The 14,009-nt window shown below is 55.5% G+C and carries 13 protein-coding genes; 4 read left to right on the top strand and 9 right to left on the bottom strand.

The window, feature by feature from the left end:
- The first annotated feature begins 4 nt into the window (after positions 1–4).
- Complete coding sequence (locus ACR0L1_RS12795) at positions 5–994, top strand: C45 family autoproteolytic acyltransferase/hydolase (RefSeq protein ID WP_480859196.1); 990 nt, start codon at positions 5–7, stop codon at positions 992–994.
- Positions 995–1,092: 98 nt separating this feature from the next.
- Here the strand turns inward: ACR0L1_RS12795 and ACR0L1_RS12790 are convergent, their stop codons facing one another.
- The gene (locus ACR0L1_RS12790) at positions 1,093–2,727 is read right to left on the bottom strand and encodes an HAD-IA family hydrolase (protein WP_480859324.1); all 1,635 of its coding nucleotides are present in this window, start codon (positions 2,725–2,727) and stop codon (positions 1,093–1,095) included.
- On the opposite strand from ACR0L1_RS12790, the gene ACR0L1_RS12785 reads away from it, so the two are divergent.
- A complete protein-coding gene (locus ACR0L1_RS12785) occupies positions 2,728–2,922 on the top strand; it encodes a hypothetical protein (protein WP_480859328.1) in 195 nt (64 codons plus the stop codon).
- A gap of 324 nt (positions 2,923–3,246) precedes the next feature.
- On the opposite strand, the gene ACR0L1_RS12780 is transcribed toward ACR0L1_RS12785, so the two are convergent.
- From ACR0L1_RS12780 to ACR0L1_RS12755, 6 genes are all read right to left on the bottom strand, one after another.
- Entirely contained in the window at positions 3,247–4,209 is a 963-nt protein-coding gene (locus ACR0L1_RS12780) for a class I SAM-dependent methyltransferase (RefSeq protein ID WP_480859195.1), read from the bottom strand.
- 121 nt (positions 4,210–4,330) lie between these two features.
- Positions 4,331–4,888, bottom strand: a complete 558-nt coding sequence (gene rfbC, locus ACR0L1_RS12775) for a dTDP-4-dehydrorhamnose 3,5-epimerase (protein WP_480859193.1) — start codon at positions 4,886–4,888, stop codon at positions 4,331–4,333.
- On the bottom strand, positions 4,889–5,944 hold the full coding sequence (locus ACR0L1_RS12770; protein ID WP_170773282.1) for an NAD-dependent epimerase/dehydratase family protein: 1,056 nt from the start codon (positions 5,942–5,944) through the stop codon (positions 4,889–4,891).
- A 6-nt stretch (positions 5,945–5,950) separates the two neighbouring features.
- On the bottom strand, positions 5,951–6,721 hold the full coding sequence (rfbF, locus tag ACR0L1_RS12765) for a glucose-1-phosphate cytidylyltransferase (protein WP_170773284.1): 771 nt from the start codon (positions 6,719–6,721) through the stop codon (positions 5,951–5,953).
- Positions 6,722–6,839: 118 nt separating this feature from the next.
- Positions 6,840–8,156 carry a glycosyltransferase family protein gene (locus ACR0L1_RS12760; RefSeq protein ID WP_480859191.1) on the bottom strand — a complete coding sequence of 439 codons (1,317 nt, stop codon included), beginning with the start codon at positions 8,154–8,156 and terminating at the stop codon, positions 6,840–6,842.
- A gap of 195 nt (positions 8,157–8,351) precedes the next feature.
- The gene (locus tag ACR0L1_RS12755) at positions 8,352–9,272 is read right to left on the bottom strand and encodes an NAD-dependent epimerase/dehydratase family protein (protein ID WP_480859189.1); all 921 of its coding nucleotides are present in this window, start codon (positions 9,270–9,272) and stop codon (positions 8,352–8,354) included.
- A 268-nt stretch (positions 9,273–9,540) separates the two neighbouring features.
- On the opposite strand from ACR0L1_RS12755, the gene ACR0L1_RS12750 reads away from it, so the two are divergent.
- Together ACR0L1_RS12750 and ACR0L1_RS12745 are read left to right on the top strand one after the other, a co-directional pair.
- On the top strand, positions 9,541–9,717 hold the full coding sequence (locus ACR0L1_RS12750) for a hypothetical protein (protein WP_480503681.1): 177 nt from the start codon (positions 9,541–9,543) through the stop codon (positions 9,715–9,717).
- A 27-nt stretch (positions 9,718–9,744) separates the two neighbouring features.
- Complete coding sequence (locus ACR0L1_RS12745) at positions 9,745–10,794, top strand: FkbM family methyltransferase (protein ID WP_480859187.1); 1,050 nt, start codon at positions 9,745–9,747, stop codon at positions 10,792–10,794.
- On the opposite strand, the gene ACR0L1_RS12740 is transcribed toward ACR0L1_RS12745, so the two are convergent.
- Entirely contained in the window at positions 10,791–12,824 is a 2,034-nt protein-coding gene (locus ACR0L1_RS12740; RefSeq protein ID WP_480859184.1) for a bifunctional aldolase/short-chain dehydrogenase, read from the bottom strand. The genes ACR0L1_RS12745 and ACR0L1_RS12740 overlap by 4 nt on opposite strands.
- 32 nt (positions 12,825–12,856) lie before the next feature.
- Positions 12,857–13,948, bottom strand: coding sequence for an S-methyl-5-thioribose-1-phosphate isomerase (gene mtnA, locus ACR0L1_RS12735; protein WP_480859182.1), 1,092 nt, complete (start codon positions 13,946–13,948; stop codon positions 12,857–12,859).
- Positions 13,949–14,009: the final 61 nt, after the last annotated feature.

The raw sequence follows: 14,009 nt of genomic DNA, 5'->3' as shown, positions 1-14,009 counted from the left end.
CTTCATGGCGCTTGTTTTTCGCTCAATCGACGAGGAACAGCCCGGTCCTAAGCTGGCCGGGCTGTTTGCCGAATACTGGCCCGCCTACCATAAATGGTGGGTGCAAGAGGGGTATTCGGCGCGGCCCACCTATCGCGAATGCTTGCGCGCGTTGCAAACGCACATGCCCGAGATCCTGCCGCTATATGAAGAGGTGGTTGAACTGGTGGGCGGCAGCGACAGTCAGGCGCGGTTTCTCAGCTTTTATTGCCCGCCCAAATATCTGTCGGGGTGTAGCCAGGCGATCTGGCGTGGCAAGACACCCATTTTGGTGCGCAACTACGACTACCACCCCAAAACCTTTGACGCTGCATTGTTGAAAACCCGCTGGGGCGGGCGCGGCGTGATCGGGATGAGCGATGGCATTCTGGGCCTGCTGGATGGCATCAACGATACCGGCCTTACGGTCTCATTGACTTTTGGCGGTCGGCGCGAGGTGGGCGACGGCTTCGGTGTGCCGCTGATCTTGCGCTATGTGTTGCAGACCTGTGAGACCACGGCACAAGCGGTAGATGCGCTCTGCCGCATTCCCTGCCACATGAGCTATAACGTCACCGTTCTGGACGCGAAATACAATCACAGCACTGTCTATCTTGCCCCTGACCGGCACCCTCAAATCTCAGATGTGCCGGTGGCGACAAACCATCAGGGGCAGGTTGAGTGGTCCAAACATGCGCGGTTTACCGCAACGGTCGAACGGGAACGGTTTCTGCTGAACCGCCTGAACCAGCACCCCGAAAGCGAAAAGCGTTTCATCGACGCGTTCCTGCGCCCGCCGCTTTATTCCACCGCCTTCAAATCCGGGTTCGGGACGCTTTATACAGCCGTCTACCGGCCCGCGAAGAAACAGCTGCAACTTCTGTGGCCCGGCGCTGCATGGGACGTGTCTTTTGACCTGTTTGCGGAAGATGATCTGACCTTGTTGCTGCCCGATGCGGCTGAAGCGGTGGTTTGACGTCAGGTTTACGGGCCGTTTCCTCAGGGAAGACACTGTGTGTTTCGACATTAAGTGCCAGTAATGCCCGGGCTAGATTCGCGTTCTGGCTCGATCCGTTACAATCGGATGCGCTTCCTTTTCCGGAACTGCAATTTCACCCAGGCGAATGCGATCGGGTTTAACTGAGCAACGTAGCCAGCCCTCCACCGGCTGCCTTTCGCATTTCGGTAATGAGATTTGCGTTCGCCAACGCGGGTCAAGCTTTCTCCGGTGGTATCGCCCACACCTGAAAATATGCGGACCTTGTTGAAGCGGGCGGCATCGTGGCGGTGCGGTTTGCTTAGAAACTGTCGAAGATCCTTTTCGTCCCTTGGATCGGCATATTTAGCGAGCACATCGATGGGTATGGCCGAAGTGACCGACTTGATGGCACGCAGCGCGCCATCCTGAATCTTTTTGGCGCGTTGGAGGTTTTCAGCTTCTGCCGTACTGACGTCAGACGTCTTCCAAGCGATTTCGCCCTGCGGTTTTTCCTGTAGACCCAGAACGCTGCCATGATCGGCAGAAAAGAAGAATTCTACGATATCGCGGAAGTCTTCGACCCAAGGATACATGAACAGAGGAAGGCCATTGGACGCGGCGAAACTTTCGTACTCCAGCCCATTTCGGCGCAGAATAGAGGCAGCCTGAGCGCTCGTGCCAAAATAAAGACCCAGAACATGTGCGTCCTTGCCGATAATCTCATCAATAGACCGCTGTAAACTGCCGCGCCACCCGACGTCGAAGATGGCTGTATGTGTGCCTTCAGGGAAGACCGAGCGGTAGTAGTTGGACAGGACCTCCTTTTCATGCGCGAAAGATTGATAGAACGCGTCAGGGTTTTCACGCAACAGGTTCAGGATGGTGCGGCGGCGCTCTTTTGTCAGTTCGTCCGTGCCGGATAGGCCGGCGTCTGTAAATAGAGATTTCAACAGCGGGCCTGCGGAAATCTTCCCGAGAAACGCGTCCAGCGTTTGCGATCCTTCAAGCGTGGCATGCAACATTCCCGCGATTGTATCAGGGTCTAACTCGGTAAAAGGAAGGGTCAACAAACGCCGGGAAGCAGCGACATATTGAGTTTCATATCCTTGCGGCCAAAGCAGATCGAAAACAGCTTTTGGAAACATTCCATCCCGTGCCAGAAACGCGAGCCGCGAAATACCTTGTTTGTCCATTTCCCGCTTTATCCAAATCAACAGCGATGTAATGAGCGGAGCAATCATCAAGGCGCCAAACGCTTCAAGATACTGGTCGTCGGACAGTTTTCGAAAGTCGACATTTTCCGAGTCGTAGTGATGTGTTTCCAAGTAGTTGGCGGTAAAAATCTGTGAGATCGGCTGCGTTCCATTCAGCAGACTAGTGTGTCGCCGGGGTTTTGGAGATCGCGTTGGCAGGTCTTTGCTGGCCAGTAGCACATGCGATATGAACCCTGCCTGCGTCGCCATTTTCCCGTCTGCATGGCGGTTGTCGCCAATGTGGAGGATCTGGTTGCGGGGTACATCAAAATGCGCTGCGACGTCGTCAAACAGGCTGCCCGTGTGCTTGGTCTTACCCTGTTCACCGGAGACGAAGACGCGCTCCCATCCGGTTATACCCTTTTGCGTCAGGAGATCTTCCAACTCGTCTTTCGGCAGGTACATGTCCGAGGTGATCACCCAACGCGACTTACTGTCCTGAATACGTGTCAGAAGTTTTCTACCCAGGCTCGTCACATGCAACAGATCGCGTTCAGTCCGAAGTTCCAGCTGTTTGATCTTGTCAGCCCGATTTTTTGTGCAATTTGTCAGTTGCGCGAAACAGGCATAGATCTGATCCAGCGTCACGTCTTCGATCCGCTGTGCGGAAGCATCCTCTCGCGCCATTGCCTCGGCGCCAGTGCGATAGTCTTTGAAATGTTGGGTAGCTAGGAGGACCTCAGGGTGGTCCGCCATGAATTCGAACAGATCAACAGGAGACTTGCAGTGGCGGAACAGAAGCGTGTCGAAAATATCGACCGATAGAAAATCAAAGGAATCGACGCGTTCGAGCAGTTGATCGCTTGGAGCCAAGTTGTTCATACCTGTTATTTAAGTTCGAGCCCTGTTGAAGGTGGCAACCAATTGAAACCGGGATCTGACCACCGCATTTTATCGCGGAAATGCGCCGGCCTTCAATGTATCGGTCCGCTCAGGTGCCGAGCCCAAGTGGTTTTTCCGCAGGCTCGTAGGTTAGTTGAACCTGCGGGAATTATCTTATTTTGGACGACAGACCACTGCATCATGCACATGCCCGAAGCTTTTAGGAATAATCTCGACGACTTCCACGAATTTTGACCAGTGGTTTTGAATGTACTGGGGTGTATGGCCAATATCGCGATAATATTCCGGGTCGGTTACGTCTGCGATGTCTGGGTTCGGGTCGGGTGCGTCTACGATGCCTTGCAACATGTAGTGTTCGACCGCGTAGGGGTTTTTCGACCACTCGGCGGTAGACACGCTATACGGGCCGTGAACAGACAGAACCATCAAGCCACGGGTTATGCGCGACAATTCTTTGAGCCAGTGATTTTGGTCAGGTTCTGCAAGATGGGTCAGCACACTATGAGAGTAGACCAGATCGAATTGATCGTCATCGTAAGGTGTTGCGCTGTATGGATCGAGCACTGTGTAGTCCCCGAACGGCATGTTCTCCTTGCAATAGGCAATATTGACAGGGTCAACGTCAGCGCCAAACAAGTTTGGTTTCAATATGTCGGGGATATGTCTGGCGATGCGTCCGCAACCGACGCCCCAATCAAGTGTAACGGTGTCCTTGGTTAGCGGCAGTCCCATAACCTCGCTGATGTTCATGACAACGGTTATGTCTTCTATGCCGCCTGAAATAAACGACTTATTCAGCGCATCCGGTTCAGATCCATCTGTGCCCACGACACAGGGATTATACTTACCCTGTATCCTGCCAATATTGTCGCGCGACGGTATGGGGGTTTCGTAGTCAGGAGCAATGTCGACATTGGGTGTCCGAGCCAGCGGCCATGTAGCAGCAACCGCGCTCCAGTTCCCTACGATCGCCTTGTGTAGATTCAATGCAAGTTCCGCAGGTTGCGCTGGATAAAGCGAACCGTCACCTGTCAGCGCCTGTTTTAGCTCGCTAACTTGTGCGATCAATTCGTCAACGCTGCGCTTGATGTGTTTGTTTCGAATCCGCGATTTCATAGGGTTTTTCACCTTACGGTGCCTTCCGTGTGCTCTACCGGCTATGCCACAACATTCTTAGTATCAAAATCGGGTAACTTCCGAAGCTGACCTACAGAAATCCTGGGCCAGTTTCCGCAAATTACTCAGTTTCTTTTACTGCATGGGTCGATCTGACCAGATCGTTCCACGTTTGGTCTTTCTGCGAAACTTCCTGAGCTGCCATAGGCCAATTGATGCCGATCGCCGGATCATCCCAACGCAGACCACGCTCACTTTCCGGCGCGTATGCCGCGCTGACCGGATAGATAATTTCCGTGTCATCAGTAAGGCTCATGAAGCCGTGGGCAAAGCCTTTCGGCACATACATCATCTTGCGGTTCTCAGCGGTAAGTTCAGCGCCGAACCATTGACCGAACGTCTTTGACCCATCCCGAAGATCGACGATGACATCGAAGATCGCACCTTTTACGCAGCGCATCAGCTTGACCTCGGCGTGGGGGGGAAGTTGATAATGCATACCACGCACTGTGCCCTTCGACATGGTCAATGAATTGTTGATCTGCACGAACTTTCCGACAAGGCCATGTGCTTTGAACTCGTCCTCGCAGAACATTCGGGCAAAGAAGCCGCGGTCATCGCCGCGTTTTTCCAGCTCGATCAGGTAAGCCCCTTCAAGCGGGGTCGGGGTGAACAGCATTTACAGCGACCCCCAGCGAAGATCACGCGACAAACGTCCGCTGTCGATATGCGCACGCAGTGCGTTCAGGCGGATGAAAGACGAACTGCGGAAATCAGTGTCGCCAAAGCCGAAATGTTCCAGCCCTGCGCGCAGACGTTCGATGGATTGCTCGAGTGTCACTTGCGGGATGGACTCGGGGGCCAGCGATTTGAACAGCGCGAAGTCAACCTGGTACGAGCGTTTGTCGGGCGGCGCGTCGGTATTGATCTCGACCACGGTGCCGGGGAATTGTGCTTTGACCTTTTCGGCCAGCTCAGAGATACGCACATTGCTTTCGTCACGTCCGGCATTCACGGCCAGGAATTTACCGCCATTCGACGTTTCGCGCAGAGCTGCCCATTCAATGGCGCGAGCCATGTCCTCGACATCGATCAAGGGCCGCCACGGCGTTCCGTCGCTGAGAACGACGATCTTGTTGGTAGCCATGGCGCAGGCCACGAAGTCGTTCAGCACTAGATCCAGACGCAGCCTGTCGGACATGCCGCAGGCAGTTGCGAACCGCAAAGAGGTCAGGGTCATGTCGCCCAGATCGGCCTCTTGCAGGTCAAGCTCGGTGCCTATTTTGGACCGGGCATAGGCGGTTTGCGGGGCGGTAGCGTCGGTTTCCTTGCGCGGGCCGCCCTCGGCCGCGCCGTACATGGAACAGGAGGAGGCAAAGACGAAATTCGATACGCCACATTCGGCGGCAAGCTTGGCCAGCCGAACGCTTGCGGCGCGGTTGATGTCATGGGTGACTGTTTCGAATTCTTTGCCCATGGGGTCGTTGGAAACGGCGGCCAGATGGACCACCGCGTCGCAGCCCGCAAGATGGTCAGCGGTGATGTCGCGTGTGTCGCCATAGTGCTGTGTGTCATACACGATTTCGGGCAGGAAATCGGACCCGGTCAGCGAATGCGAGAAAAAGCCCGCGTCGTACCCGACCAGATGCAGGTCCGCGTGTCGCTGTTTCAGAAAACGCCCCAGAACGGGGCCGACATAACCTGTGTTTCCGGTCACTAGGATTTTCTTAGACATGCTACGTCACCACACTTTCCATTTTGCTTCGTTGTTGGACCAAAGACGGTTCAAATGCTCTTTGTCCCGCAGGGTATCCATGGGTTGCCAGAAACCATGGTGGTACCAAGCCCGCAACTGATCGTCATTTGCAAGGTTTTCCAGAGGTTCGCGCTCCCAAACCGTGAAGTCATCGTCGATATAGTCCACGATTTTCGGAGAAACGATGAAATATCCGCCATTGATCCAGCCGCCGTCGCCAACCGGCTTTTCCTGAAACCCGAGCACCTTCTCGTCTTGAAGGTCCAGTGCGCCAAACCGCCCCGGAGGCTGAACGGCGGTGACGGTAGCCAGTTTTCCGTGTTGTTTATGGAATTCGATGGCAGCAGTGATGTTAACGTCAGCGACGCCGTCCCCATAGGTGATGCACACGGCCTCGTCATCTTTGAAATACCGCGAAGCCCGCTTGATCCGGCCGCCAATCTGAGAGTTTTCGCCGGTTTCAACCAGTGTAACGGTCCAAGGCTCGGCTCGCATTTCATGGACGGTCATGCTGTTTTGTTTGATGTCAAAAGTGACGTCGGCATTGTGCAAGAAATAGTTTTGGAAATACTCTTTGATAAAGTAGCCCTTATATCCCAGGCAAATAACGAAATCATTGATGCCATGGTGGGAATAGGTTTTCATGATATGCCACAAGATCGGTTTGCCGCCTATTTCAACCATCGGCTTTGGGCGCAATCCGGTTTCTTCTGCAAGGCGCGTACCGAACCCGCCGGCAAGAATAACAGCCTTCATTTTTCTATCTTTCAGTTCCTGGGTGTTTGGATTTATTGAACGCAAATAATTTCTTCGAGTATTTATTGTGGTTTACGCTTCCCAAATGCTGCTGCCCTTTGCAACAAGTATTCCATTCCTACTTTTGTTGCGTTGGCGCGTCCTTTTGATTGACGGCCGAGTTCAGACGATCCAGAGCGTCGGCAATTTCCTTTTGCTGCATATCTATCTTCGAAAGCTGGTCGACAGCCACCGCCTGCCGCTCGATCAGATAACTTTGTCCGGCTAACATGTGCCTCATCCGCATTCGGTTGCGTTTTCGGCTCTGGGTGAGGCGTCTCCAAGTTCTGACAAACCAGTTTTTATGCCGTTCCTGAGCATGGTGCAGCGTAGGTGTTGCCGAAAAATCTGGCTGATCGGCAATGCTTGCATCCCACATGACGTGGTCTTTTTCAGGGCGCGCGGGTAAACGCTCGAGCTTTTCGATCAGGCGGCCATAGGTTTGCTGGCTATCATATTCAGCTGCAATTTCGCGCATCATGGCTGATTTTTCGCGGACAAGCTCCGGACGATCCGTAATTTGCCGGAATATGGTTTTATACGATTCTGTATCTTTGGGTTTGCAAACGAACAACGCGTCGGGATGCCTGGTCGAAAAATCATCCCCGGACGTGTTGATCACTGGAATGCCGAAATACATGTAGTCCAGAAAGCGCATTCTGTAGCTTTGCCACGCCTCGAGCGTGTCTTGGCTGACATTGATCCCAACATCGGCGATGCTCAGATAGTCTTGGACATGTTTACCGCCCTCGTCCCAGTCTTCAAACAGGACAAGGTGTTTACCCAGCTTATCCCGGTACTTGTCCAGAATGGCACGGAATTGCGCGACGTATTCGTCATGATCGCGGTTAAAAGGCTGCACAATTCCCATCATGTAGAGCCGCAGCCTATGAGACGGGTTTTCGACAGTAAATTCGCAGAACGCCTGGAAAAAAGTGTTGAAGTCTGTCCATTTCCAAATGCCGCCGGAATTCAGAACCATGATGTCATCGGGTTCTAGTCCCAGTTTCTGCCGCAGTTCCTGCCGATCAGGGGCCTGTCGCTTGACCTCATCCACGATCCCTTGGGGTGCGACCAGGATACGATCTTCGTAAGGAAACCGCGCCAGCAGGTGCAGCAAGGAAAACAGCACCTGCTTCATACGGATATTTTGGGTGACGTAATAGTCCACATGATAGCGGGCCGCGGTAATCACCCGCCGCAAGTAGTCGTGCGTAAACAAGCCGGGATCTTCAACCCAATGCAAAGCGGGCATAATGGCGATGATCTTGGCATTGGGAAATGTCGGCTTGATGTTGAGAGCGTCGGGGAAAACGCTCACGACAAAATCGACGTCCTTGTTTTTAATATCTGCGGTTTCGTACACATAGGTGGGGTAGGCGCTGACTACCTTCACGCGGAATTTCGGATCCGTAGGTTCCTGCGCTGAGGCCAAGAATACAGTGTGACCGCGTCTGAGCGCTTCGTGCACAAATTGAAACAGGTTCTTGTCGTGGCTGTAGTTCAAGGCAAGCGGTTTGCCGTTTTCCAGCTTTGGAAACTGGATGTTGTCCAGCAGCGCGAGAGTTGTGAGCGTGTGTTTTTGCGACATTTACTTTGCCAGTCTCAATGCTTTGCGTTTTGATTCCCACACTCTTTCAAGACCTTTACGAAGACTGACGCGAGGGGACCACCCCGGAACGCGCGACAATTTGCGATTGGGCTCCATTATTTCATTCGGACGATACGGGCGTTCGCCCCATTGGATGGGGGGTGCTGCCTCCGTGATCTCGCCGATCAATGCTTCGAGATCGCGAAGCGAGTGATGCTCTCCTGAAGACACACCATAGACTTCCAATTGGTCCAGCGGGTCGCCTGCCGCGCGCTCGGTCGCGGCGACAATCGCAGCCGCCGCATCTTCGACGTAGACGAGGTCCATTTTCTGAAACCCCGGCGACATTTTCAGGGGCTCTTGCGCGACGACCGCATTAAAAACAAGATCGACGACTTTGTTGCGCCAATCTGATGGGCCGTAGTTGTCAAACATTCTAAGGGAAATGACATTCAGCCCGTTCTTTGCAAAAGGAACCAGAATATCTTCGGCGGCCTGCTTTGTCGCTGCGTAGTAGTTGAACGGGTCATAGATGTTTTCCGGCGACGAAGTTTGCCAGCTTGTGCCGCATACCACCATGCCCTTCGCCCCGCAGCGCGCCGCGCTTTGGGCCAGAAGCGACGGCAATAGCGTGTTGACCTCGAGCATCGCGCGTATGCCCTCTTCGTCTTCCTTGGCCCGAGAAACGGCCGCGATATGCACGATTACATCAGGCGAAAAGGCTTCGACCTGCGCGCAAATATCCTTCAGTTCTGGTTTCAGGATCAGTGTCTCAACGGTCGCGGAGCCATCTGCGAGAAGGTCGTCAACAGAGGTAGATGATGCCCGTTGCAAGCTGCCTATGTGAAAAGGTTTCTCCGCCAATTGGCGTAAGACTGCTTGCCCCAGAAAACCGGTTCCACCCGTCACCAATACTCTCATCCTGAGCCTCATTCCGCATTCGTCGGGTAGGTCACTCGCACACTAAAGTGACATTTACCAGACACTAGCACATTGGATTTGAACAGGGGCAAATGCAGTGGAGCGGGACAAGCGGAAAATCGCCAGTTTCGAATGGGTTATTTAAGGGGTCATTGCTTGTGTTTATGTCGATTGACTTCTAGCGTGCGGGCTGACTTAACCGCACACAACAGCTATTTTGGGCCGTGAGCTTTTTTGGCCTCCGACGCCTCACTAAGGATCGCATTTGATGGAAGTATTTTCGACAAGCCCAGATTATATGACCTTCGAGGCCAGGGATAGAACAGCGCGTTTCGTTCGGGTTTCTCAAAATCAGGATATGCACTTCCATGCCGCATTTTTCCGCCTAGACCAGGTTCTTGACCTGTCAGGCGGAAAACAGTGGGTTGAAGTGTCGTTCTCATGATTTGGGCGCCATGATCAAAGCGGCGACATGCCGCCTGTTTTCGAAGCTTATTTGGAGCACGGCGCCCCTGAAAATCGAAATTTCAACGCGGCTTCTCACCCGCGGTTACTGGATCATGCTTGGGGCCGCGAGACCTCGGTTTTCGAGCTGGATGGGTCCGAAGTGGATCCGATCATTGGCCTTCGGTTCAGCGACCCGCGTATAACCCTGATGACGTTCAAAGCGTTAAATCTAACGGTGCAATCCAGTCCTCAGGTACCGACGCCGCAGCAGTTGCAAACGCAGTATGCTCCGTTTGTAAAAGACGGCTGGTTTCCTGATCCATTCATGCAGGCGCGGCATGATGTTGTCCGGCTATATTATACGCCGGTGCTTGAACGCGGCGGTGACGCTATCGACATCGGGGCAAACAAAGGGTTTCACACCCATGCCATGCGCAATGCCTTTCGCCGACCGGACCAGAAGCTGATTGCAGTCGAACCGCACCCGACGCTGCATCGCGCGTTGCAGCAAGGTTTTGCGGGCGACCCGCAGGTCGACATTACCAATGTGCTTATCGGGTCTCGGGCGGCCAGCGATGTCAGTTTTACCTATTCCGAAACTCATCACGAGCTTGGCTCCGCGCGCCCAAATTACATTGAAGAGTTCTTCCCTGATATCGAGGATGATTTTAAAACCATCCGTATGGATATGCTGAACGTTGATGTGCTGGTCGATCAGTTCGGCCTGACACCTGGTTTCATCAAAATCGACGTGGAAGGGTTCGAGCTTGAGGTCCTGCACGGTGCTCACAAAACGTTCGAAAACTTCCGACCCGTTGTAGCGTTTGAGTTCAATGTCACGAGTTCACCCAATAACAGCTATCTGCTAGCCGATATGTTTGACCATTTCGACTATGTGATTTTTGATTGCTTTGGCAACCGGCTGGGGGCCACGACCTGGTGCAATCCCAGTATCGCTCCGATTGACCGCGTCGCCATTCCCGCTGAACAGGCCGAGGCCGTGATGGCTGCAGTACAGGGGCCTTTGGACCAGCATTGGCGAGAGTGGCAGCAGGCGCAGAAATCACCCAGCTAACGCAGTTCGGCCTCAGTGTTGCCGCCATCGACGGTAAGAACGTGGCCGGTGGTACGCTCGGACAGTGCAAGGGTCACGAAACCGTCGGCGACGTGGTGAGCCTGAACTTCGCGGCCCAGAAGATTTCCGCCCATATAGGTGTCTTCGCTGACACCACGGGCGGCGGCGCGTTCCTTGATGAAATCGTCCGTTAACAGGCCCGAGCGGATGCGGTCGGCATTCACCCCGTTCACGCGAATGCCCGCACCGGCCAGTTCCAAAGTCAACTGGCGCATCAGGAACATGGTGGCCGCTTTCGGTGTGCCATAGGCCCCGAAATTCTTGCCGGGATTGACCGCCTGTTTTGAGATGTTGAACAGAATCTGCCCGCCGCGTCCCTGCGCCTGTATCACGCGGGCGGCGGCGGTGGCAAAATTCTTGTGGGCAAAGAAATTCAATTCGAACGCCTGCCGGAAGGCCGCATCGTCCAGATCCAGCAAGGCCCCCGACCTTGCTGTGCCTGCGTTTGAGATCAGGATGTCCAACCCACCAAAGGCGAGGATCGCTGCGTCCATCGCCCGCTGGGCCGCACCGTCCGAAGTGATGTCTTCGGCATGGGCGACGTGCCACCGCCCAAGCTGGTCCAGTGCCTGATCCAAGGCCTGCGGGTCCTTGTCGATCAGCACCAGGTTGGCCCCCTTGGCGGCAAAGGCTTTGGCCGTGGCCAGCCCAATCGCGCCCGCACCGCCCGTGATCATGACGACTTTGCCCTGAAACGGCGGTGGCGTTCCCTTGCCCAGCTTGGCCTGTTCCAGCGACCAATACTCGCAGTCGAACATGTCCTTTTCGCTGATTGGATAGAACCCGCCCGCATCTTCGCCAACGGCGCGCACGCGGATATTTTGCTCGGCCAGATCGGCCGCTGCTGCTGCTGCTTTGGCGTTTCCGCCCATGCCGACGATGCCGATCCCTTCGATCCAGGCATGTTTGGGATCAGGGGTCAGCAGGGTTTTGGGTTCCTTGGCGTGCGGAGCCTGACGGTTGAAATAGGCGCGATACTCGTCGGCAAAACCTTCGACCTTGGCTTTGATGGTCTCGCGGTTGGCTAGATCGGCGCGGCGCAGCACCAGCGGGCGGCCCTTGGTGCGGATCACGTGATCGGGTGAGGCCATCCCACGTGTGGCCAGCGCGTCGATATCGGGGCGGGCCATGAAGGTATGGGTATGATCGCCGTTGCGCAGATCAAAGATGGGCATCGCGTCGTCGCGCTCGGCATTCACCTCGGCGATGACACCGCGCAGCATAGGCAGAACCTGCAAACCCTCAGCTGGACGGCGTTCGCCGATAGGGGTGACGCCCGTCAGGCCCAGATAGGCGGCGACCTCATTGCTGTGGCTGACGATCTTGTCATAGCTTTCCTGCGCCGTGTCACCGAAGGCAAAATGCCCGTGTTGCAGCAGCAAGAGCCCGTCGACGGCAGGGTTGGCGTCGTAGACATCAGCGGCCGCTTTGGCCAGATCGAAGCCGGGCATGATATAGGGTACAATGCCCAAACGATCGCCGAAGATCTCGCGGCAGATCTCGGCTGCGTTAGGCAGGTTAGCAAGGATCAGGAACGGAGTTGCATGGGTGTGGTCGACAAATTTATGGGGCAGGAACGCATGCAGCAGCGTTTCGACCGACGGGTTGGGCGAGGTCGAATCCAGCAAGTTCGAGCGCTGGTAGTTGACCATGTCTTCGTCGGAAAGGGTTTCAAGTTGCCGGGCCTTCAGCAAAGGATCAAGCCAGACCCCTGGCAGACCCGGTGCCTCGATCGTGTCCAGATCCCAGCCCGAGCCTTTGACATGCAGCACCTGGCGCTGGTCGCCGAACAGATCAGGACGCTCCAGTTTAACCGAAGTATTGCCGCCACCATGCATCAACAGGTCGGGGTTCTGGCCGATCAGGCGCGAGGTATAGACACGTTCTGCCAGTTCCTGATCGGCAGGGTCATCGCCCGCCGCCGCGCGCCATTCCTGTGCTTTTGCCGCGTCGTACCAGTTTTCAATCATCGGTGTTCTTTCGGTTTGCAGTCTGTGGGCTTTCAATGGGCTTTGTCGGGGAATAGGCCGGCCAGGCCTTGGGTGCTGGCGTCGCAGATGCCACGTTCGGTGATCAGCCCCGTGACCAGACGGTTGGGGGTGACGTCAAAGGCCGGATTGCCGCCTGATGTGCCCTGTGGCGTGACCAGAACCTCGCCGATCTGACCCTGATTCAGACCCTGAATAAGGGTAATCTCGGCCTCGGGGCGATCCTCGATGGGGATTTCGGCGACCCCGTCTTGCAGCGACCAGTCTATTGTGGGCGAGGGTAAAGCGACATAGAACGGCACCCCGTTATCATGGGCCGCCAGCGCCTTGAGATAGGTGCCGATCTTGTTGCACACATCGCCGCGTGCGGTGGTGCGATCGGTGCCGGTGATGACCAGATCGACCAGCCCGCGCTGCATCAGATGCCCGCCTGCATTGTCCACCACATAGGTGTGCGGGATGCCATGTTCGCCCAGCTCCCACGCGGTCAGGGCCCCTTGGTTGCGGGGGCGGGTTTCGTCGACCCAGACATGGATCGGAATCCCTTCGTTATAGGCGTGGTACATCGGGCTGGTGGCCGTGCCCCAATCGACCGTCGCCAGCCAGCCGGCGTTGCAATGGGTCAGAAGGTTCACTGGCTCGCCTGCGGGCTTCTTCGCGGCGATCTCTCTGATCAGGGCCAGGCCGTTTTCACCAATGCGGCGGTTGATTTCGATATCTTCCTCGAACACCTCCTGCGCCAGCGCCCAGGCAGCGTCAGCCCGGTTTTCAGGGGGCAGCGGCAGCAGAGTCGCGCGGCACCGCGCCAGCGCCCAGGCCAGATTTACTGCCGTGGGCCGCGTCGCGTTCAAAACGGTGCTGGCGTGTTCGAAATTCGCGTCCGAGGAGTCCCTCGTCATCGCCTCGGCCATGCCATAGGCGGCGGTCGCCCCGATCAGAGGCGCCCCGCGCACCCACATGTCGCGGATTGCGACTTCGAAATCTTCCAATGCGGACAAGTTGACGACTTTGAATTCATGCGGCAGCCAGCGTTGATCAATGATCCGCACTGCGCCGCTTTGCGCATCGCGCCAGATCGACCGATAGTGAACGCCGCCGACTTTCATTGCCTATCCTCCTGGTTGTGTCGTGCCCCCGAGGGCCGTGTCCCCGCCGCAACAGGCCCAA

This window comes from Ruegeria sp. J8 (assembly GCF_056531925.1).
The sequence above is the reverse complement of the archived record's forward strand: the minus strand, read 5'-3'. Positions and strand labels throughout refer to the sequence as shown.

Excerpts from the sequence above, each read along its gene's own strand:
- rfbF (WP_170773284.1), bottom strand. The coding sequence starts at position 6,721 with ATGAAGGCTGTTATTCTTGCCGGCGGGTTCGGTACGCGCCTTGCAGAA.
- ACR0L1_RS12795 (WP_480859196.1), top strand. The coding sequence starts at position 5 with ATGGCGCTTGTTTTTCGCTCAATCGACGAGGAACAGCCCGGTCCTAAG.
- ACR0L1_RS12740 (WP_480859184.1), bottom strand. The coding sequence starts at position 12,824 with ATGATTGAAAACTGGTACGACGCGGCAAAAGCACAGGAATGGCGCGCG.
- ACR0L1_RS12780 (WP_480859195.1), bottom strand. The coding sequence starts at position 4,209 with ATGAAATCGCGGATTCGAAACAAACACATCAAGCGCAGCGTTGACGAA.
- ACR0L1_RS12755 (WP_480859189.1), bottom strand. The coding sequence starts at position 9,272 with ATGAGAGTATTGGTGACGGGTGGAACCGGTTTTCTGGGGCAAGCAGTC.
- ACR0L1_RS12750 (WP_480503681.1), top strand. The coding sequence starts at position 9,541 with ATGGAAGTATTTTCGACAAGCCCAGATTATATGACCTTCGAGGCCAGG.
- ACR0L1_RS12785 (WP_480859328.1), top strand. The coding sequence starts at position 2,728 with ATGCAACAGATCGCGTTCAGTCCGAAGTTCCAGCTGTTTGATCTTGTC.
- ACR0L1_RS12745 (WP_480859187.1), top strand. The coding sequence starts at position 9,745 with ATGCCGCCTGTTTTCGAAGCTTATTTGGAGCACGGCGCCCCTGAAAAT.
- mtnA (WP_480859182.1), bottom strand. The coding sequence starts at position 13,948 with ATGAAAGTCGGCGGCGTTCACTATCGGTCGATCTGGCGCGATGCGCAA.
- rfbC (WP_480859193.1), bottom strand. The coding sequence starts at position 4,888 with ATGCTGTTCACCCCGACCCCGCTTGAAGGGGCTTACCTGATCGAGCTG.
- ACR0L1_RS12770 (WP_170773282.1), bottom strand. The coding sequence starts at position 5,944 with ATGTCTAAGAAAATCCTAGTGACCGGAAACACAGGTTATGTCGGCCCC.